Origin of the sequence: Foetidibacter luteolus (assembly GCF_009650435.1) — a bacterium.
Classification (GTDB): domain Bacteria; phylum Bacteroidota; class Bacteroidia; order Chitinophagales; family Chitinophagaceae; genus Foetidibacter; species Foetidibacter luteolus.
Map to the genome: position 1 here is coordinate 62,581 of NZ_VVIP01000016.1, position 21,675 is coordinate 84,255.

Below are 21,675 nucleotides of genomic sequence, written 5' to 3' on the forward strand. Positions count from 1 at the left end.
AAGGTATGAAATTTCTTACCAGGGGTATATCTATATATATCCTCACCAAAACGATTGCTTTACGAAAAACTTCCGCGGTAAAGCTAAGTTGCCTTTTAACTGCTTTCTTGTTGTTATGCGCAAACCCGCTAACCGCCCTTGCGTACAAAGCCCCCGCCGTTGGCATCTCGGGCAAGGTAACAGACGAAAAAAATGAAGGCCTGGCTAATGTAAGCATCCAGGAAAAGGGCACCAGCAATGGTGTGGTTACCAACCCTGATGGTACTTTTTCCATTACTGTTGCTAACAGCAGCGCCGTGCTTGTGTTTACTTACGTGGGTTTTGTAACGCAGGAAGTAGCTGTAAAAAACCAAACCACGGTTAATGTACAGCTTGTATCTGCCGCCAGTAACTTAAACGATGTGGTGGTAATTGGTTATGGTACCCAGAAAAAAGGTTCTGTAACCAGCGCCATTTCTACAGTTACCAGCAAAGACCTGGACCGTGTACACGGTGGCTCTACCGTAAGTAGCGGCCTTGCAGGTAAAATACCGGGCGTTACGTTCCGTATGCCAGATGGCCGTCCCGGTGCATCTGCCACTATACAGATCCGTAACATGGGTAATCCCTTGTATGTAATTGATGGAATTCAGCAGGATGCCGGCCAGTTTAACAACATTGCCCCCAATGATATTGAAAGTATTTCGGTGTTAAAAGACGCATCTGCCGCTATTTACGGTGTTCGTGCCGCCAATGGCGTTATTGTGGTTACCACTAAGCGTGGTGCATCAGGAAAAAACAACGTAAACATAGACGCGTACGCCGGTTGGCAAACCTGGTTCCGCTTCCCGGAAGTGTTGAACAGTTCTTATGATTACATGTTCTACCGCGCTGAAGCGGAAATAAACAGGTTTGGAAATACCAATATAACCCAGGAAGAACTGGACAAATACAAACAGGGGGAAAGTGCAGGAAAACAATACCGCAGTTTTGACTGGCGGGAGTATATCCTGGACAAACCCGCTCCCCAGAACTCTGTAAACATCAACATCAGCGGTGGCTCGGATAAAGTAAACTATTATGTTTCAGCCACTAACTTCTACCAAAATTCAAATCTTGGTAAGGAGTACCGCTTTAACCGTTCCAATATACAAGCCAATGTTACAGCTAAACTCGCAACAGGCTTTAAAGTAGGTGCGGAACTGAACGGACGCGTTGAAACAAGGCAAAATCCTGGCGTACCAGGTGGAGATGACTACTGGTTGTCCCGTTTCGCTATCTTAAGAAATACCCCAAGAGAAAGGCCGTATGCTAACGATAACCCTGCTTACCTGAATGATATGGGCGAGCACCTGGAAACCAACTATGCTTTCCTTAACGAAACAATCTCCGGTAAGCTTAAAAACGAATGGCGTGTAGTGCAGGCTAACCTGAACGCGGAGTGGGCAATACCTTTTGTACAGGGCCTTACCGTTAAAGGTACCTATTCCTATTACATTGCCGATCTGCAGCACAACAACCAGGAATACACTTACAAGGCCTATACTTATATACCCGCAACAGAAACAGCCCCGGAAGAATACAGGGCTACTGGTGGCAGCACCAACCCATGGAGAGACCGTGAGCAGATCAAACAGATCAACAAGAATATGCAGGTACAGTTAAACTACAACAATACTTTTGGAGACCATAGCATTGGCGCTACGCTGGTTGCTGAAAGGCTGGAGTTTCACCGCAGGAGAAACTGGCTGCATGCGTCCCCTATCTCTAACAACCTGCCGCTTATTTACTTCCCTACCATGGACCAATACCAGGATGAGGAAACAAAAGAGCGCCGTTTGGGTTACATTGGCCGTTTAACCTACAGCTTTGCTAACCGCTATTTTGTTGAAGCTTCGGCAAGGCGTGATGCATCTTACCTGTTTGCACCAGGCCAGAGGATTGGTTACTTCCCCGGCGTGTCCGTTGGCTGGAGGCTTACCGAAGAACCATTCTTTAAGAACCTGTTAGGCGACAGCCGTGCATTAAGCGATTTGAAACTACGTGCTTCTTACGGCCAGTTGGGTGATGACAGAAACCCTTACGACCAAAACCAGCCGATTGTTGCTCCTTATGCCTACCTGCAGGGCTACAATTACAACCAGGGTACCGCCATTATAGAGGGTAACCCGGTTACTGTTTCAAGGGATAAAGGCATTCCCGTTACATCGCTTTCCTGGTTAAAAAGTAAGATCACAGATATAGGCCTTGACTTCAGCCTGTTCAACGGAAAATTAACAGGTACCCTGGATTACTTCTACCGCAAACGCACAGGCTTGCCTGCTGCCAAGTACGATGTAATTGTACCAGTTGAAATTGGTTACGGCCTGCCAAACGAAAACATCAATACTGATGCGCAGTATGGTGAGGAAATGTCATTGCAATATCATGGCAAGCTGGGCCAGGTTAATTTTAACATAGGTGGTAACATAGGTTATACACGCTCTAAAACACTGGATTCTTACAAGCCCAGGTTCTTTAACTCCTGGGATGAGTACCGCAACTCTGCCGAAAACAGGTTTGCACGCATAGCATGGGGGTATATTGCGGATGGCCAGTTTACTTCCCAGGAACAGATTAACAATTACCCTGTTAATGTGGATGGACAAGGTAACAGAACCCTGATACCTGGCGATATCATTTACCGCGATATTAACGGAGATAATAAGATTGATGGTTACGATCAGCGCCCCATCGGTTATGGTTATGGACAGCAGCCTAACATTAACTTTGGCTTCAGCATTGGGCTTACTTACAAAAACTTCGATTTTAATGCAGACTTCTCTGGCGGCGGCGGTTATACCTGGTTCCAGAACTGGGAAACAAGATGGGCCTTCCAGAACAACGGTAACCTGAATACCATCTTTACAGACAGGTGGCACCGTGCAGATATGTACGACCCCAACAGCGAGTGGGTTCCGGGAAAATATCCTGCCAACCGATATAATATGGGGCCAGACCACAGCAACTACCGCACTAACTCAACTTTTTGGTTGCACAATGTAAAGCAGCTAAGGGCCAGGACCATACAGTTGGGATATACCATTCCTTCCTCATTGCTGCAAAGGGTTAAAATACAAAGGGCAAGGGTATACATCAATGCCTATAACCTCTTCTCGCTGGATAACCTGAAAGATTACGGTATTGACCCTGAAGCGATTGATGACAATGGCCTGCAATTCCCGCAGAACAGGGTTATTAACGTAGGTATCAACCTTTCACTTTAAAAGTTCATTGCATTAGATACAAATATTTCAATGTAACCCGGCAGGGATAACCGGCCGGGTTACATGAAACAAATAAAAAAATACCGGATGAAAAAGATATTTTCAATTACAATACTTGCAGGGCTGCTGGGTATAGCAAGCTGTTCTAAAGACAGTGACTACCTGGAAGTGCCGCCGATACAGATTATACCCAATGAGACGGCTTTTTCTGACCCCGCACTTGTGCTTTCTATATTGGGCGACTTGTATAACCGCTACTACGATTTTTCAGGTTTGGATAACGGCTGGAGAAGCTTTGCCGATTTCAGTGAAAGCTTCCCTTCAGAAAACGGCAGTTACGACCTGGTGCGCAATACAAGCTGGGGCTACGGTAGCTGGTCCACCTGGGATTACACTTACATCAGGGAGTTAAACCTGTTTATCCAGCGTGACAGTGCTTCCACCGCTTTAACAGAAGCAGATAAAACAAGGTTTATGGCTGAAGCAAGGTTTCTCCGCGCCAGCTATTACTTTGAAATGGTAAAAAGAATGGGTGGTGTGCCCCTGATAACATCTCCATTGATATATGACCCGTCAAAAGGAGACGCTTCTGAAGTTCAGGTAGCAAGGGCAAAAGAATCTGATATTTACGACTTTGTAATTGCTGAAGCGGAAGCTATCAAAAACCAGTTGCCAACTGATGCCAACCAAAAATCAAGGGCTTCAAAAGGCGCTGCACTGGCAATGAAAACAAGGGCTGCGCTGTATGCCGCTTCAATTGCCAAATATGGCGCTACTACTCCGGCAGTTTCGCTGCCCGGTGGCGAAGTGGGTATCCCTGCCGATAAGGCCAATGCTTACTATACAACCGCGTTAACTGCAGCGCAGGAAATCATTAACGGCAGCGCCGGATCTTACCAGTTGTACAAAGTATTGCCCGATCTTTCTGATAATTTCGCAGCTATCTTTTTAGATAAAAGTACCGTAAACCAGGAGTCAATATTTATAGAAGACTTCAGGGCCGGCGCTGGTAAGGTACACGCTTTCACTACAAACGACCAGCCTTACTCCATTTCTGATGAAGGTGGCGATGCCGGCCGCTTAAACCCATCTTTAAACCTGGTACAGTCGTTTGAAAAGCTGGACGGCACATTTGCACCGCTGCCAACTACTGATGCCGGCGGTAACCCCATTTATTACAGTGATATACAAGACATTTTTGCCGGCAGGGATGCCCGCCTGGCAGGAACCGTTTTACTGCCCAATGGACTGTTTAAAGGTAAAAGGGTGGATATATGGGCTGGTTACACTTTTGCTGATGGCAGCATCTTAACCAGCGATGAAGCGGGCCAGTTAAAGCCATTGCCTGGCACAACTAACCCAATACAGGTGGTAGGTAAGGATGGCCCCGTAAATGGCCTTGAATTCAGGGCGCAGAGTGGCTTTTACACACGCAAATGGTTAGACCCCACAGTAGGCTCCGGCCGCCGTGGCCGTGGCAGCGATGTGGCTTTTATACGCTACCGTTTTGCTGAAGTACTGTTAAATGCAGCCGAAGCTGCTTTTGAACTGGGTGACAAAACAACGGCGCTTACTTACATTAACCAGGTGCGCAGCAGGGCTGGTTTACCTGGCTTAACGGATGCCACTTTAACCTTTGACCGCATCGTGCATGAGCGCCGTGTTGAGCTGGCTTTTGAAGGCCATACTTTATACGACATGAAACGCTGGAGACTGGCACACATCCGTTGGAATGGCAGCCCCACAAGCAAAGCTGAATTGCTGAGCGATATTGGTAAAGCCACCAAAAAAAGTACCCAGCCATGGGGTTTGTGGCCTTATAAATACCATAACCCAGGCAACGCCAATCATGGTAAATGGGTATTCAGAGAAACATTGCCTGCCGTGGTTACCGGTTTCAACAGGTTCCAGTTGGGTAACTACTACAGCTTTATTGATGATAATATCAGGGCCGCTAATCCCAAAATTGTAAGGCAGCCTAACCAGTAACAGTGTTAACGGTATAAAACTTTCATTATGAAATTCAAATTGAAACATATAGCAGTCATCGCCCTTTGCGCCGTGGCGGTATCATGCAAAAAAGATAATTACAAAGAGCCTACTTCCAAACTCTCTGGCCGCATAGTTTACCAGGGCGAGCCTATTGGAGTGGAAAACTACCAGGTGCCTTACGAATTGTACCAGTATGGTTTTGGTAAAGTTGGGCCTATCGGTTCATCCTTTACGCAGGAAGGTAATTTTTCAGCCATGTTGTTTGATGGTGAGTACAAGCTCATCATACCCAATGGCCAGGGCCCGTTCATGTGGAAGAAAACCGCAGGCGGGGCACCTGATTCTGTTTCCATTTCTTTACGCGGCAGCCAGGAAATTGATTTGGACGTAATGCCTTTTTACATGATTAGAACGCCGCAGATAACCGGCGGGTCTAATAAGGTAACCGGTACATTTAAAGCTGAAAAAATCATTACCGGCGCCGATGCTAAAGACATTGAAAACGTAGTGCTTTACATCAACAGAACGCAGTTTGTATCCGGTGGTGATAACATTGCTTCCGCAGGCAGAAACGGGGGTGATATAACAGACCTCAATAACATCACCCTCACCGTAGATGTTCCATCCATTACGCCTGCGCAGAATTATGTGTTCGCAAGGCTTAGCATTAAGATTGCAGGTGTGGAAGACAGGATTTTTTCACCGGTGGTTAAAGTGACTTATTAAAATGCCATGTGCTGTAAAAGACATCATCATGCGATAGGATAAAAAAAGTCTGCAAAGGTCATTCTGCCAACAGCCGGGTGGCCTTTGTAGTTTATAATAATTTTTTTTATTTGGGTACCGGCTGTATTGCTGCTATGAGGCTTTGGTTGTGTCACTCACTTGTACTGCAACAATTCTATTCACCAATTGCTGTAGTAGCCTGCCCTGGGCATGCAAAGGTTCTGTTCGCTACTGGGCATTGTTTAGCAGGCCCTAATTGTTCAACGTTCCATTCTTCAGGAATGAATGCTTAATTTACCGGGGTCTGAAAAGTTGCTCATTGAACAGAACGATGAAGTGATTGCGACGCAACGAAGATGCCACAGGGCACTGGCGCTGGTATCAAAAAGGTAGTCGGGAGTGGGTAATAGTAAGTAGGGTTGGCGTACTTTGTACTTCATACTTCGTACTTGATTATACAACCTGGCACCTCGTTTTTTCTTTACGATAATTACTACAAAATGCTAATCAGGAAAATTTCTCTGGCGCTGCTGTTTGCCTTAACCGGTACATGCGCTTTCGCACAGTCTTCGTGGAAACCTGCGGGTTCAAAAATTATGACGCCCTGGGCTGCTAATGTAAAACCGGAAAACCCGCTGCCGGAATATCCGCGTCCGCAAATGGTGCGTGGCAACTGGGTTAACCTTAACGGCGAATGGGATTATAACATTTTGCCAAAAACCCAGGAAACAATACCCGCGGCTTATGCAGGTAAAATATTAGTGCCCTTTGCTGTTGAATCAGCATTGTCTGGCGTGGGTAAAACGGTGGGTAAGGACAGCGTATTGTGGTATGAGCGTACGTTAACACTACCGGCAACATTTAAGAAACAAAATGTGTTGCTGCACTTCGGCGCGGTTGACTGGTTGTGCGACGTATATGTGAACGGCACAAAAGTAGGCAGCCACCAGGGCGGTTACGATCCATTTTCATTCGACATTACATCAGCCCTTGCCAAGAAGGGTGATCAGAAAATTTCCATACGCGTATGGGACCCCTCTGATGATGGCCCGCAGCCACGCGGCAAACAAATTAAAAACCCGCATGGTATATGGTATACACCCGTTACGGGTATTTGGCAAACCGTTTGGATAGAAGCGGTTCCTCAAACCTATATAAGTGCCTTTACGCAAACGCCGGATATTGATAAGCAGGTTGTAAACGTGGATGTAAAAACAGAAAGCCTGCAGCCCGGCGATGAAGTAAAAGTAAGCGCCTGGGATGGCGCCACACAGGTAGCTGAGCAAACTGTATCAGGCAGCCCTGTTGCGTTAAGTATCAGTAATGCTAAGTTATGGTCGCCATCTAACCCCTTCCTGTACGATTTAAAGATTACTGTTAGCCGCAAAGGCAAGACCGTTGATGAGGTGAAAGGCTATTTTGCCATGCGTAAAATTTCTATGGCGCCTGATAAGAACGGTATTCAGCGTATGCTGCTGAACAATGAGTTTGTATTTCAGTATGGCCCGCTTGACCAGGGCTGGTGGCCAGATGGCTTGTATACAGCGCCTACGGATGAAGCCTTGAAATTTGATATAGTTAAAACAAAAGAAATGGGTTTTAACATGATACGCAAGCATGTTAAAACAGAACCTGCCCGCTGGTACACTTACTGCGACCAATTAGGTATGCTGGTATGGCAGGATATGCCAAGCGGCGACCTCGGCAACCGTTGGGATTCACGCCCCGGCATTATTGGCCGGGCAACCGATAAAGACCGCACGCCTGAGTCCGAGGGCATCTATAAAGCAGAATGGAATGAGATTATGCAGGATTTCTACAACTTTCCTTCCATTGTGGTATGGACGCCCTTTAACGAAGCCTGGGGCCAGTTTAAAACAAAAGAAATTGTTGAATGGACGATGCAGAAAGATCCTTCCCGTCTGATCAACACCGCCAGTGGCGGCAACTTTGAAGATGTAGGGCACATTTTTGATTTGCATAACTACCCCGAGCCTGCTATGCCGCGGGCCGATTTGTTTGGTAAAGAGCGTGTAGTGGTGCTGGGCGAATTCGGTGGCCTGGGCCTGCCAATGGAAGGCCACACCTGGCAGGAAAAAAACAACTGGGGTTACCAGACTTTTAAAAATAAGGATGAGCTTTTTAAGCGCTACGCGGAAATGATGGAAAAATTTCCGGCGCTTATAGAGCAGGGTTTGTCTGCCGCTGTGTACACACAAACCACTGATGTGGAAGTGGAAACAAACGGTTTAATGACTTACGACAGAAAAGAAATTAAAATACCCGAAGCCAGTTTAAAAGCTGTGCACAGCAAGCTTTACAATAGTGCACTGGGCAATATGGCTAAGAAATAGTTACCGGTTCCTGTGTTTGTTTTCAGATAAATAACGGGATAAGTGTATAGATTTTTGGTTCTCATAATGGCAAGTTTTGTAAGCAGTTAAACCTGCTGTGTCAACGGCAGGTTTCTTTTTTGTAATACCAGTTATAACCAAACATAGTACGGGCTGTTTAAACCGGCTGCAGATGAGTGACACAATTTCAAAAGCCACCATACAGGATATAGCACGTGAGCTGAACATTACAGCAGCTACGGTATCCCGTGCACTTAACAACCACCCTGCCATTAAAGAAGCCACTAAAAAAGCCGTTAAGGAAACAGCGGTAAGGCTTAACTACAGGCCTAACAAAATTGCTTCTTCGCTGCGCCTGGGCAAGTCAAATATCATTGGCGTAATAATACCCAGCGCAGAAATAAATTTCTTCGGCTCCGTAGTACACGGTATTGAAAAGGTTGCTAACGAAAACAATTACAATGTACTCATTTACCAGTCTAACGAGCTGTATGAGTACGAAAAGAAAGGCGTGCATACCTTTTTGCAGTCGCAGGTAGACGCAGTGCTGGCATCCATATCCAAAGAAACCATTAACCTCGAGCATTATGCCGAAATAAAAAAGCGTGGCATACCGCTTATTTTCTTTGACAGGGCCAATGATAACCTCGGCGTGTCATCCGTAGTTGTAGATGATTATGCCGGCGCTTTTGAAGCCACCAAACACCTGGTACAGCAAGGTTGCAAACGCATAGCGCATATTGGCGGGCAGCAACATGTAGGCATCTTTAACCAACGCCTCAAGGGTTATATAGATGCTTTGAACGTACACAACATTACCGTGGATGATGACCTGATTGTGTATGGTAAGGTAAGTATAGAATCTGGCCGGGAGTGTATGCAAAAGTTGCTTTCTTCACCCAAAAAGCCTGATGCGGTTTTTGCTGTGGAAGATTTTACAGCGCTTGGCGCTATGCAGGCCATGAAAGATGCCGGCATAAAAATACCTGCCGATATTGCCATCATTGGTTTTTGTAACGAAGCGTTTGGCGAGTACCTCACACCATCGCTTTCCACCGTAAACCAGAAAACCGTTATCATGGGCGAAACCGCCGCCCGTTTATTCTTCGACAGCCTTCGTGGCGATGCATACCCTGCCCATCCCCGCAAACTAATACTGCAGCCGGAACTGATATGCCGGGAATCCAGCAGGAAATACTAAGTATTCTCATCCCTTTTTTTCTTTGTGTTTTAATGACCTTTTTTATTGGCCCGGCAGGAGGAACAGGTATGAGGCTGCCGTTGCGTCGCACACTTGTACGGTTGGTTCGTTATTCGCCTTTTCCCACCGAGGGTAAAAACGGCCTTTCCCCAGGTGCGTGTCTCTACGCACCTCCTCTACCCGGGTCTGAAAAGCTGCCATGAAAAACCAACCGATGAACGTAGTGCGACGCAACCGGGCCGCCATGAAAAACCAAAAGCCCGTCACCAAAAACTTCTGTTCAATTACTCTATATTGCTGCTTATTTACATAACCTCTGAAAAGATTTGACTGATGAAATATCTGCGCCTGCTGCCTGTGATAATTTCTGTAATTACCGGCTTTGCCTCCACCGCCCAGGATACAATTACGATTATTCCAAAAAGCCACCGCGCCGCTGCGCCGCTGTACCGCGACCCGGTTACCGATGGCGCCGCGGACCCCGTGCTTATCTGGAACCGCCAGGAAAAAAGCTGGTGGATGCTTTACACGCAACGGCGTGCCAACAGCGAGGGTGCCGATGTGGCTTACTGCTATGGTACTCCTATTGCAGTTGCATCGTCTAACGACCATGGACAGACCTGGGTGTACCGTGGCACGCTGAAGCTGGACTTTGAAAACGGGCTGAATACTTTTTGGGCGCCGGATGTGGTGTATCATAATGGCGAATACCACATGTTTGTTGTGTACATACAGGGCGCCCGCAACCATTGGGGCGGGAGGGCAAGAATGGCACATTACACCAGCAAAAACCTGTGGGACTGGAAGTTCCTGGGGCTGCTGAAGCTTACATCGGAAAGTGTGATTGATGCCAGCCTGATGCAGATGCCTAACGGTAAATGGCGCATGTGGTACAAAGACCAGGAGCGTGGAAGCGTAACCATGATGGCCGAAAGCGATGACCTGTATAAATGGAAAACCAATGAAGAGCCGGCCATTGGTGGCCAGCCGCACGAGGGCCCGAAAGCCTTTAAATTCGGCGGTTGGTTTTGGATGCTGACGGATGAGTGGAGGGGAATGAGGGTGTACCGCTCCAAAGATGGCGACAACTGGGAGCGGCAGGGTTTGATACTGGATAGTGCTACTTCGCGTACAGAAGATGGCCCCAGCGGCGCACATGGAGACGTAATTGTAATCAACAACAAAGCGTACGTTTTTTACTTTACACACCCCGAACGCAAAACACATTCTGATGCCCCGCTGGATAGCTCTGGTAATACGCCTTATCGTCTGCGCCGTTCCTCCATACAGGTTGGGCCGTTGCAGATAAAAGACGGAACACTGGTAAGTGACAGGCAAAATGTGTTTGACTTTTGGATGGATAACCCGGAGGAGAGGAAGTGAGTGGTGAATGGTGAATAGTCAGTGGTGAATTGGTCTTGTTCCCTGGCATTGATTTTTTTATGAACAGTTGATGGTGAATGGGTGCGTAACGCAAAATTCTTATATATAGCATATCATGAAAAAACATCTGTTTCTGCTCTCTTGTTTATTGGTTGGTAAGGCTTTGCTGGCGCAGCAAAAAGCGCCTGCATACCCGCTTATTACACACGACCCTTATTTCTGTATCTGGTCAACTACAGACCAGTTAACCGCATCGCCTACCAAGCACTGGACAGGCGCTGAACAATCGCTTACCGGTATGATAAAAGTAGACGATAAAACTTACCGTGTGCTGGGCAGTGAAGGCAAGAGCTTTGAATCAGTTGTACCCACCAGCGACGAAAAATCTTACGTGGCCAAATACACGGAAACAGAACCTGCAGAAGGTTGGGAACAAGAAGGCTTTAATGACGCTACGTGGAAAACAGGTACAGCTCCTTTTGCGGATAATAAATCCATTAAGGGCACGCCCTGGTTTAGTAAAAATATCTGGGTACGCAGAACGTTTACCTTAAGCCAAACCAATTTCAACAAGCTTTATCTTAAGATAAAGCATGACGATAATGCGGAAGTATATCTCAACGGAGAGAAGGTGTACAGCTATGTAGGCTGGCTGGGCAAGTTTGATTACATACCCCTGGAAGATGCCATTAAAAGCAAACTAAAAAAGGGAAAGAATGTGTTGGCTATTCATGTGGCCAATACTGCCGGCGGCGCCTGGCTGGATGCAGGCATTGCTAACGTTCCGCCACCGCCAAAGAACAGTGAAACAATTTTGGGCCAGCAAAAATCTGTAACCATAAATGCCACCCAAACCATTTATACTTTCACCTGTGGCCCTGTTGATGCAACGCTTACGTTTACGTCTCCGTTGCTGATGGATGACCTGGACCTGGTTGCAAGGCCGGTTTCCTACATTAACTATTCCGTAAAAAGCAATGATGGTAATCCGCATGATGTGCAGCTATACTTTGGCGCCTCTACCAATATTGCGGTTGATATTCCTTCCCAGGTAGTTACGGCACAAAAATACACAACACCTCAGTTAAGTATTCTTAAAGCAGGTACCGTTGAGCAACCGGTATTGCAAAAGAAAGGCGATGACCTGCGTATAGATTGGGGATATATGTATGTAGCTGCTCCGGCTGCGGCAAAGGCCAAACAATATATCACCGCGGAGTCACTGGCGCTTACATCATTTACGGGTAATTCTTTTTCACCGGCTGTAACCACTTCCGGTAAAAGCCTTGTATTGAATACTGTTTTTGACTTAGGCAAAGTAAACGGTACAGCAAAAGAACAGTTTGTAATGCTGGGTTACGATGACCTCTACTCCATTCAATACTTCAAACAAAACCTGAAGCCCTGGTGGAAGAATGACCCTGCACAGACTATCGAAAAACAGTTAACAACAGCCGCTGCTGACTATGCTTCTGTTACAGAAAAATGCAACGCGTTTAACCAAAGCTTATACGCTGATGCGGAAGCGGCAGGTGGCAAAGCGTACGCAGACCTTTGCGTGTTGGCCTATCGCCAGGCCATTGCTGCACATAAACTGGTAAAAAGCCCGCAGGGAGAACTGCTGTTCCTGTCCAAAGAGAATTTCAGCAACGGGTCTATCAATACTGTAGACATTACTTATCCGTCTGCGCCTATGTTCCTGGTGTATAACCCAGACTTGCTGAAGGGTATGTTGAACGGTATTTTTTACTACAGTGAAAGCGGTAAATGGGCCAAACCTTTTGCGGCGCACGACCTGGGTACTTATCCACTTGCCAACGGCCAGACTTATGGAGAAGATATGCCAGTGGAAGAGTCTGGCAATATGATTGCGGCAGTTGCAGCCATCGCTAAAATAGAAGGCAATGCGGAATATGCAAAGAAGCACTGGAAAACTTTATCTACCTGGGTAAATTTTTTGGTGAGTGACGGTTTCGATCCTGCTAACCAGTTGTGTACAGATGACTTTGCGGGCCACCTTGCCCGTAATGCTAACTTATCTATGAAGGCAATTGTAGGTATAGGTGGTTATGCCATGCTGGCTGACATGCTGGGCGATAAAGCCACTGCAACAAAATACAATACCATCGCTAAAGACATGGCGGCCAAATGGCAAACCATGTGCGATGAGGGCGACCATTTTGCCTTAACCTTTGACAAAGGGGGTACCTGGAGCCAGAAGTATAACCTTGTATGGGATAAAGTGCTTGGCCTTAATCTTTTCCCTAAGTCGGTATATGACAAGGAGATAAAATATTACCTCACCAAACAAAACGAATTTGGTTTGCCGCTTGACAGCCGCAAAACATACACCAAGAGCGACTGGATTATCTGGACTGCTACCCTGGCTTATGACGCCAATGATTTTAATGCCCTGGTAGCGCCATTGTTAAAGTATGCAACAGAAACGCCTACCAGAGTGCCGCTGAGCGATTGGCACGAAACCACCAATGGCAAGCAAGTCGGGTTCCAGGCAAGAAGTGTGGTTGGCGGCTATTATATGAAGATGCTGGAGAAGAAGTTGAACAAATAATTTTTCGGGCTGCGCTTGTCGAAGCCCACTCAATATTCAACACGCTATGTTCATACAAACATGGTGTGTTGAATATTTTAATGTTTAATATACCAGTTCTTTTAAGCTATTAGAATAATAAACTTGGGTGCATTTGCCGGATTTGAAAGCGAGAATGTTGTTTTACTTTTTTGTCTTGACACAAAAAAGTAAAACAAAAAGTCAAGAAAGAAACGATATACAGCACGTTTCTTTCTTACGCCTTAATTAAGCTTTTGCGCTACTGTAACTTCAGCAATAGAATTTTAATCAGCAGGGCGTATAAACTTAAAGATGCGGTTAAAATTAATTGTTCTTAGGTTATGTCAGGGCGCCTGCCGAAGGCACCGGGCTATCCGCTGCTACTCCGCCACAAGGCCATTGCACAAGGCCTCAGCGGGGTATCCGCTTCTATCCCTGGCGCTTAGGTGCAACACGCTGCGTTATGAGTAAAAGCCCGCAAGGACGAAGCCATGTGTCTAGAGTTTAAAGCCCTGCGGTAATAGTTGTTTGTGATAATCTACGTTATGTTCAGTAGAATTACAGAACGTACAAGTGAGTGACACAACGAAGTCCAATAGTAGTAAAGCAGTTCGTCCCGCAAACAAACCCTTGATAAAGCCAAAACAACGATTAATAAAATTGTGACCATGATATTGCGAAAAAGCAAAGCTTGCCTGCCCCTGCTGATTGTTTGCCTGCTGACTGCAATAAATGCATTCGGCCAGCATACGTTATTCCGTTTATTGCCTTCTTCTCAAACAGGAGTTACATTCAATAACCTGCTTACCGAAAGCGATACGCTCAATATTTTAAACCAGGCCAACATTTACAATGGCGGTGGCGTGGGCATCGGCGACTTTAACAACGATGGTTTGATGGACATTTATTTTGCCGGCAACATGGTACATAACAAACTGTACATGAACAAAGGCAATTTAAAGTTTGAAGATGTAACGGAGACAGCTAAAGTAAATGGTGAAGGCCGTTGGTGTACCGGCGTAGCGGTGGTTGATATAAACAACGACGGATGGAAAGATATTTACGTGTCGGCATCTTTTATGAAAAATGATGTATTGAAACGCACTAATCTCTTCTACATAAACCAGGGCCTGAACAGCGATAAAATACCGGTATTTAAAGAGTCTGCAAAAGCTTATGGACTGGCAGATACAGGCTTTAGTACGCAGGCTTATTTTTTTGATTATGATAAAGACGGCGACCTGGACATGTACCAGCTTACCAACGAATTGTATGACGTAAAAACACCTATCCGTTTCAGGCCCAAGGTAACAGATGGCAGCGCTTTAAACACAGACAGAATGTACCGCAACAATGGTAACGGAACTTTTACCAACGTATCAAAACAAGCGGGTATTACTATTGAAGGCTGGGGCCACGCCGCCTGTATTACAGACATCAACCTGGATGGCTGGCCGGATATTTATGTGGCCAACGATTTTGTGTCCAACGACTTTTGCCTCATCAACAATAAGAACGGCACATTCAGCAACAAACCTGCTGAGTACTTTAAGCATACTGCATGGAATGCCATGGGTACCGATGCTGTAGACATTAACAATGACGGTTATATAGATTTTATTTCGCTGGAAATGCTGCCCGAAACCAACATGCGAAAAAAACGCATGCTTAGTGGCAATGAATATTACAACTATACCAATAGCGCTAAGTATGGCTATGATCACCAATATGTGCGTAATGTGCTGCAGTTAAGCAGTGGCCCTACACCGCAAGGTCACCCGGTATTTAGTGATATTGGCTACCTGGCAGGCGTATACCAAACCGACTGGAGCTGGTGCCCGTTGGTAGCGGATTTTGATAATGATGGATTGCGGGATATTATTATCTCAAATGGCCTGCCGAGAGATGTTACCGACCTTGATTATGTTTCTTACAACAATGGCCAGGGCGGACGCGGCGGCAATTATTCATTGGCTATGACCGACTCATTGCCTATTGTGAAACTGCCTGATTATGCTTTTAAAAATAAGAACGGACTCACCTTCGAGAATAAATCTGCCGACTGGGGGTTTACGCAATCTTCTTTTTCCAATGGCGCTGTTTATGTTGACCTGGATAATGATGGCGACCTGGACGTAATTATTAATAACCTGAACGAAGTATCCGGTATTTATGAAAATACCCTGAACAACAGTGGAGATAAAAGTGATAAGCATATACTTACCGTTAATATAGAAGGGCCCGGCAAAAACATTGCGGGAATAGGAGCCGTGTTGCGTATTTATTACAAAGGCAGCCAGCAGGTATATGAGCATTACCCCACCCGGGGATACTTGTCAACGGATGACCCACGGGTGCATTTTGGCCTGGGCACTGCAACTGAAGTAGATTCTTTGAGGGTGCTTTGGCCGGATGGTAAAACGCAGTTGTTAAGCAGTATCAGTGCGGATAAGACGGTGACTGTTGCCTACAAAGATGCTGCTGGGGGTAAAGTGCCATCCAATGCTTCGCAAGGCTTGTTTAAAAACGTAGCGGCAGCGTATGGTATCAAATACAAACCACAGGAGCGGGATTTTGTTGATTACAACATACAGGTAACCTTGCCACACAAGCTAAGTCAGTACGGGCCAGGTATAGCGGTTGGGGATATTGACGGTAATGGCCTGGAAGATTTTTATCTCGGCGGTTCATCGGGCAATCGCGGTGTATTCTTTATGCAAAGTGCGGCGGGCAAGTTTGTATTGGATTCTGCACGTTTCACTAAGAAAGATGATCCTTTGTATGAAGACATGGGGGTTTTATTCTTTGATGCTGATAACGACAACGACCTCGACCTATATATCGTAAGCGGCAGCTACGAAGTACCACCACGGCATGCCATCAGCCGCGACAGGTTTTTCCTGAATGATGGCAAAGGCAGGTTCACCAAAACAGATGACGTATTGCCAAAAGATTCTACCAATGGGTCTTGTGTGCGTGCCGCCGATTTTGATGGCGATGGCGACCTTGATTTGTTCGTTGGCGGGCGTGTAGTATCTGGCGTTTACCCTGAACAGCCACAAAGTTTTATACTGCAGAATAACAATGGGAAGTTTACCGATGTTACGGAAAAGTTGTGCCCTAAACTGCAATACATGGGCATGATAACCGATGCTTTATGGAGCGATTTTGATAAAGATGGAAAGGTTGACCTGGTGCTTACCGGGGAGTGGATGGCAGTTACCTTTCTGCGAAATACTGGAAATGGTTTCGAGCCTTTAACAAGCACCGGCATTGAAAATCATACAGGCTGGTGGAACAGCCTTTCAGCCGGAGATTTTGACAACGATGGAGATATAGACTATATAGCCGGCAACCTCGGCTTAAACACCAACTACAAAGCAACGCCGCAGGAACCATTAACCATCATAGCCAAAGACATAGACAACAACGGGTCAATGGACGCGATGGTATTTTGTTACATGAAAGCGGAAGATGGTTCTATGAAATCCTTCCCGATGAGCACCAAAGACGATCTTTCTGGGCAAGTAATTACCATGCGTAAAAAATTTCCTACGTTTAAATCTTATGGCGCTGCAACAATGGATGATTTGTGGAATAAGAAGGACAGAGAAGGAGCGCTGATATTTCATGCTACAGATATGCATACGTCTTATATTGAAAACCTGGGCAATGGCAAGTTCAGCATAAGCCCGTTGCCATTACAGGCCCAGCAGGCGCCTGTATATGGCATCGTAAGCCAGGATGTTAATGGCGATGGTAACCTGGATATACTGATGGTTGGCAATGATTATGGTATGGAGCCATATAGTGGCCGGCACGATGCCTTTTTAGGATTGTGCTTAGCCGGCGATGGAAAAGGCAACTTTAAACCTTTAACCGTTGCAGAAAGTGGTTTTTATGTAAGGGGCGATGGAAAAGGGCTGGCGAGAATACATTCCGCTAAAAACGAAGACCTGCTGATTGCCACACAAAACCAGGACAGCGTATTGGTTTATGCTCCCGATAAAAGCAAACAGCCGGTACCCGTTAAGTGGATAGATTTGAAAGCGGATGATCTTAGCGCAGACATTACTTTTTCTGACGGCCGTACTAGCCGCCAGGAGTTTTATTACGGTTCAACTTTTCTGTCGCAATCATCCAGGAAGCTGCCTGTTTACAGCAATATGAAAACCATAACCGTCACCAACTTTAAAGGAGAAAAAAGGCCGCTGTTATGAAACACGCAGTTTTGATAAGCCTGTTTGTTGTAACAGGTTTTTTTTACGGCCATTCCCAGGACTGGAAGGCTAAAAGCGGAAAAGCTGATTACCTGCACCGCACCATAAAAAAGGTGACGGACATAATGGTATTCGATATATATTCCCCGCCGGTAGCCAGCCGTACCTATGCCTACATTTCCATAGCCGGTTACGAAGCAGCCATACAAGGCAATACTGGCAGTATTAGTCTTGCGGGCCAGTTGCACCAGTTAAAGCCGGTACCTGTTCCGGAAGCAGACAAAGAATTAAGTAATACAGCAGCCGCGGTTTTTGCCATTTGCAATACTGCCAAAGCATTGGTGATTTCCGAAGAAAAAGTAGATGCATTTTTAAAAGAAGTCTTGCAGGAGTTTAAGAACGATGGCGTACCTGATGAAGTGATTGCCAATTCACAGGCTTATGGTAAATTGGTTGCAGCACATATACTTGCGTGGGCAGCCGGCGACAATTATAAGCAAACACGCTCCTTACCCAAGTATATGGTAAGTGAAGAGCCTTCCACATGGAAGCCAACACCACCGGCCTACATTAAAGCAATAGAACCGCACTGGAATAAGATACGCACTTTCATCATAGATTCTGCTGAACAGTTTAAACCCATTCCCCCGCCGGCATTTTCAACCAAAAAAGAAAGCCGTTTTTACAAAGAGGCAATGGCGGTAAGAAATGTTGGTTTAAAGCTGACACGGGAGCAAAATGAAATAGCCAATTTCTGGGATTGTAATCCCTTTAAAATGAATGTGCGTGGACACGTAATGTTTGCTACCAAAAAAATTTCACCCGGTGGTCATTGGGTAAATATAACGGCGGAAGCCTGCCAAAAGGTAAATGCGGATGTAATAAAATCTGCGGAAGCTTATGCCTGCCTGGCCATCGCGCTGGCAGATGGTTTCATCAGTTGCTGGACGGAGAAGTACCGCAGCAACGTCATCAGGCCGGAAACTTACATCAACCAGTACATTGATCCTAATTGGCTGCCGCTGCTGCAAACACCACCCTTTCCTGAATACACCAGCGGGCACAGTGTGGTATCCGGCGCCGCGGCTGTAGTGCTTACTAAAATATTCGGCGACAATTTTTCCTATACCGATTCTACTGAAGTGGAGTTTGAACTGCCCCCACGTACTTTCACCTCTTTTAAACAAGCCGCCCAGGAAGCTGCCATCAGCCGGTTTTATGGCGGCATTCATTATATGCCCGCTATTGATAACGGGTTAAAGGAAGGCAGCGACCTTGGGTTATTTATCGTTCGCAAAATAAAAACAAGAAAGCAAGGGTAGAGAAAATACATATTCAGGGGGTGCCCCCAAGCTATCGCAAGGGGTCGGGCTTTCCGCTATTACTCCGGCACAAAAGCCATCGCACATTGCCTTCACCGGGGTATCCGCTTCAATCCCTCACCCGGGGTGCTGCCTGCTGGTTATCTACAGGCGGCCTGCGCCGTTACCACGGTACAATTCAACCATACCTTTATGAAACTGCTAACTTTCCTTTTCAAAAAAGCTATGTAGATTAATGTGGAAATTTATTGGCGCTTCATCTTATTGTTTCACATCTTCAACACATTGCTTATGAAAGTTTCATTACGCCCCTGGCAACTGTTGGTTGTTGCCGTTATGACTGCCTTAAACTGTTACGCCATTGCCGAAGGGTTAAAATACAGCAGCCTCACCGGTGTACTGTTTGCCCTTGCCAGCCTTACAGCCCTTGGCTTTTGCATCAAAATTTTCAGGACAATGAACCGCATGGCTGCCGAAGCGGAAGATGCGTTATAGCTCATCATCCAATCCCCACTCATGCCTAAGTTTTTCCATTGTGCCCGCAGGTAAAGATGCATGGTTGTAATGCCCTGCCAGTTGCTTTTGCCTGTAGGCTTCATACACTGTTACCGCACAGGCAACAGATATGTTAAGGCTTTGCACCATGCCTGCCTGCGGCACCAGTATATTGCCATCCGCCAGCGATGCCATAGCATCGCTAACGCCGTGCTGTTCATTGCCAAACACAATGGCGCTGGGCTGTGTAAAATCCGTTTGGTATATGCTTACGGCGCCTGCTGCAAGGCGGGTGGTGTATATGTTGTAATGGCGCTGCCGCAATTCAGCAACGCAGTCTTCTACACTGGTTAACTGGTGCAGGGTAAGCCATTTGGCGGCGCTTTTGGCAGATTTATACTTCCATTTTTTTCTGTGCGGCTGCCCGTAATTTACAATGTATAAATGCTGTATGCCTACGGAGTCGCAGGTGCGCATAACGGCGGCTATGTTCCTTGGGTCTTCAATGTTCTCCATCACCAGGGTAATATTGTTTTGGCGTGCTGCCAAAACCTGGTTAATCCTGCTTTCACGTTGTGGTGTCATATATGCAGTAAAATAAGTTGGCAATATTAGCAAATACCGCCGCTGTAAGCATTACCTGTTTTTTTATCTTTATGTTCAAAAACCACCCTGCAAAACATAAAGAAACCCTTATGGCAGATATAGGATTAACAGCGCTGATACTCGTTATAGCCAACATTGCTTTCTCCTACAAAGGATTTAACAACAGCCTTTTTTTTGAACGTTACAAATTTCAGGTAGACGACATACTGGTGCGCAGGCAGTACAAGCGCCTTGTTACCAGTGGCTTTTTGCATGTAAGCTGGGTACACCTCGTGTTTAACATGTTTAGCCTGCTCATGTTCAGCAACCTGCTGGAAAGCTGGCTGGGCCCCCTGCCATTTTTGGTGGTTTATTTTTCAGGCCTGCTGGGGGGCGGTTTGCTTTGCCTGTTTATACACCGCAACCATGGGGATTATAGTGCCGTGGGCGCATCCGGCGCTGTGTGCGGTATTATTTTCGCTGCCATTGCGCTTTTCCCGGGCATGGATATCGGGTTCTTTGGCATACCATTACCCATACCTGGCTGGTTGTACGGCCTTGCTTATGTATTGTATTCCATTTACGGTATACGCAGCGGTAAGGATAATATTGGCCATGAGGCGCACCTGGGCGGGGCGCTGGTAGGCATGGCGGCAGCGCTCTTGTTGCAACCTTCTGCTTTTGCTCAAAACTATTTTGTGATACTAATTATATCGTTACCGGCCATTGTATTCATTTACATCATCATTACAAAGCCCGGCGCCCTGCTGGTGGATAACCTGTTTTACAAAAACCATAAGAACTACTATTCAATAGATCATAAATACAATGAAGAACGTACACGCAACCAGAAAGAGATAGACCGCATACTGGACAAGATAAGTGCAGGGGGGATAAGCAGTTTAACGAAAGCCGAAAAAGAAATGCTGGATGCTTATTCAAAATCTGTAAGGTGAATTCATGATAACGCCTGGGTAGCGCAGGACTGTTGCGTTATGCTGCAATAAAGTTTTTTGGGGGTGTCCCTCGTACCTCGGGCCGGGCTTTCCGCTCATACTCCGGCACAATGGCCCTGCTGCGATGGCCTCACCGGGGTAACCGCTTCAATCCCTCACCCGAAAGTGTAACACGTCGCTGCATTCGCAAGCAGGATTAGTACATCAAAGCCTTGCAGCTTACTTATTCTTTACTTTCTTCGCCATTCTTTTTACCTCCTCCGCTTCAGTATTCTGTCGTATCCTCAGCTTAACAATCCTGGTTATTAAGTCCAGCGGTACCGGTTGCTCAAGCGGAAACTGTACCGAGCCTTTGCCGGTTTTGTAGATGGCAAGGTCTTTGGCAAAAGCAGGGTTACCGGTTGGGGCGGGGTAAAAGCCAATATGGTTTTTAAAGGCCGCAAAGAATACCAGGTTACCCTTTAGTACAAAAGCGGGCATAGCGTATTTTATGGCTTCCACGGCATCGGGGGCGGCCTTTTTAACCGTTTGGCGTATTAGCTGAAGGCGTGCCTGGATGTCTTCAGGAAAACCGGCAATATACTCATCTATGTTTTTTGCTGCGTTAGGTACCATATATGGTTG

At 46.2% G+C, this 21,675-nt stretch carries 13 protein-coding genes; 11 read left to right on the plus strand and 2 right to left on the minus strand.

From position 1 onward, the window contains the following. The first annotated feature begins 5 nt into the window (after positions 1-5). From F0364_RS04945 to F0364_RS04990, 10 genes are all read left to right on the plus strand, one after another. Entirely contained in the window at positions 6-3,245 is a 3,240-nt protein-coding gene (locus F0364_RS04945) for a SusC/RagA family TonB-linked outer membrane protein (protein WP_153796653.1), read from the plus strand. A gap of 87 nt (positions 3,246-3,332) precedes the next feature. Next, positions 3,333-5,234 (plus strand): RagB/SusD family nutrient uptake outer membrane protein, encoded by a 1,902-nt coding sequence (locus F0364_RS04950; protein ID WP_153796654.1) that lies wholly within the window; start codon positions 3,333-3,335, stop codon positions 5,232-5,234. 27 nt (positions 5,235-5,261) lie between these two features. Beyond that, positions 5,262-5,963, plus strand: a complete 702-nt coding sequence (locus F0364_RS04955) for a DUF3823 domain-containing protein (RefSeq protein WP_153796655.1) — start codon at positions 5,262-5,264, stop codon at positions 5,961-5,963. A 500-nt stretch (positions 5,964-6,463) separates the two neighbouring features. Next, on the plus strand, positions 6,464-8,317 hold the full coding sequence (locus F0364_RS04960) for a glycoside hydrolase family 2 protein (RefSeq protein WP_153796656.1): 1,854 nt from the start codon (positions 6,464-6,466) through the stop codon (positions 8,315-8,317). A 172-nt stretch (positions 8,318-8,489) separates the two neighbouring features. Next, positions 8,490-9,518: a LacI family DNA-binding transcriptional regulator gene (locus F0364_RS04965; RefSeq protein WP_207632520.1), complete on the plus strand. Its 1,029-nt coding sequence runs from the start codon at positions 8,490-8,492 to the stop codon at positions 9,516-9,518. A 333-nt stretch (positions 9,519-9,851) separates the two neighbouring features. Then, positions 9,852-10,901, plus strand: coding sequence for a family 43 glycosylhydrolase (locus F0364_RS04970; RefSeq protein ID WP_153796657.1), 1,050 nt, complete (start codon positions 9,852-9,854; stop codon positions 10,899-10,901). 115 nt (positions 10,902-11,016) lie between these two features. Then, entirely contained in the window at positions 11,017-13,473 is a 2,457-nt protein-coding gene (locus F0364_RS04975; protein ID WP_153796658.1) for a glutaminase family protein, read from the plus strand. A gap of 668 nt (positions 13,474-14,141) precedes the next feature. After that, positions 14,142-17,693 (plus strand): VCBS repeat-containing protein, encoded by a 3,552-nt coding sequence (locus F0364_RS04980; RefSeq protein ID WP_153796659.1) that lies wholly within the window; start codon positions 14,142-14,144, stop codon positions 17,691-17,693. After that, positions 17,690-19,015: a vanadium-dependent haloperoxidase gene (locus F0364_RS04985; RefSeq protein ID WP_153796660.1), complete on the plus strand. Its 1,326-nt coding sequence runs from the start codon at positions 17,690-17,692 to the stop codon at positions 19,013-19,015. Before F0364_RS04980 ends, F0364_RS04985 begins: the two co-directional genes overlap by 4 nt. A gap of 291 nt (positions 19,016-19,306) precedes the next feature. Beyond that, complete coding sequence (locus F0364_RS04990; RefSeq protein ID WP_153796661.1) at positions 19,307-19,510, plus strand: hypothetical protein; 204 nt, start codon at positions 19,307-19,309, stop codon at positions 19,508-19,510. Here F0364_RS04990 and F0364_RS04995 read toward each other — a convergent pair. Then, entirely contained in the window at positions 19,505-20,095 is a 591-nt protein-coding gene (locus F0364_RS04995) for a TrmH family RNA methyltransferase (RefSeq protein WP_153796662.1), read from the minus strand. The two genes, F0364_RS04990 and F0364_RS04995, sit on opposite strands and share 6 nt — an antisense overlap. Before the next feature lie 110 nt (positions 20,096-20,205). Here F0364_RS04995 and F0364_RS05000 point away from each other — a divergent pair, with 110 nt between their 5' ends. Further along, on the plus strand, positions 20,206-21,051 hold the full coding sequence (locus F0364_RS05000; RefSeq protein ID WP_153796663.1) for a rhomboid family intramembrane serine protease: 846 nt from the start codon (positions 20,206-20,208) through the stop codon (positions 21,049-21,051). A 219-nt stretch (positions 21,052-21,270) separates the two neighbouring features. Here F0364_RS05000 and F0364_RS05005 read toward each other — a convergent pair whose 3' ends face one another. Next, a complete protein-coding gene (locus F0364_RS05005; protein ID WP_153796664.1) occupies positions 21,271-21,666 on the minus strand; it encodes an iron chaperone in 396 nt (131 codons plus the stop codon). Positions 21,667-21,675 lie beyond the last annotated feature (9 nt).

What these genes read in the sequence shown, in the direction of transcription:
- F0364_RS04980 (WP_153796659.1), top strand. Translation starts at nt 14,142, where the DNA reads ATGATATTGCGAAAAAGCAAAGCTTGCCTGCCCCTGCTGATTGTTTGC.
- F0364_RS04970 (WP_153796657.1), top strand. Translation starts at nt 9,852, where the DNA reads ATGAAATATCTGCGCCTGCTGCCTGTGATAATTTCTGTAATTACCGGC.
- F0364_RS04950 (WP_153796654.1), top strand. Translation starts at nt 3,333, where the DNA reads ATGAAAAAGATATTTTCAATTACAATACTTGCAGGGCTGCTGGGTATA.
- F0364_RS04975 (WP_153796658.1), top strand. Translation starts at nt 11,017, where the DNA reads ATGAAAAAACATCTGTTTCTGCTCTCTTGTTTATTGGTTGGTAAGGCT.
- F0364_RS05005 (WP_153796664.1), bottom strand. Translation starts at nt 21,666, where the DNA reads ATGGTACCTAACGCAGCAAAAAACATAGATGAGTATATTGCCGGTTTT.
- F0364_RS04955 (WP_153796655.1), top strand. Translation starts at nt 5,262, where the DNA reads ATGAAATTCAAATTGAAACATATAGCAGTCATCGCCCTTTGCGCCGTG.
- F0364_RS04995 (WP_153796662.1), bottom strand. Translation starts at nt 20,095, where the DNA reads ATGACACCACAACGTGAAAGCAGGATTAACCAGGTTTTGGCAGCACGC.
- F0364_RS04960 (WP_153796656.1), top strand. Translation starts at nt 6,464, where the DNA reads ATGCTAATCAGGAAAATTTCTCTGGCGCTGCTGTTTGCCTTAACCGGT.
- F0364_RS05000 (WP_153796663.1), top strand. Translation starts at nt 20,206, where the DNA reads ATGGCAGATATAGGATTAACAGCGCTGATACTCGTTATAGCCAACATT.
- F0364_RS04985 (WP_153796660.1), top strand. Translation starts at nt 17,690, where the DNA reads ATGAAACACGCAGTTTTGATAAGCCTGTTTGTTGTAACAGGTTTTTTT.
- F0364_RS04945 (WP_153796653.1), top strand. Translation starts at nt 6, where the DNA reads ATGAAATTTCTTACCAGGGGTATATCTATATATATCCTCACCAAAACG.
- F0364_RS04965 (WP_207632520.1), top strand. Translation starts at nt 8,490, where the DNA reads ATGAGTGACACAATTTCAAAAGCCACCATACAGGATATAGCACGTGAG.
- F0364_RS04990 (WP_153796661.1), top strand. Translation starts at nt 19,307, where the DNA reads ATGAAAGTTTCATTACGCCCCTGGCAACTGTTGGTTGTTGCCGTTATG.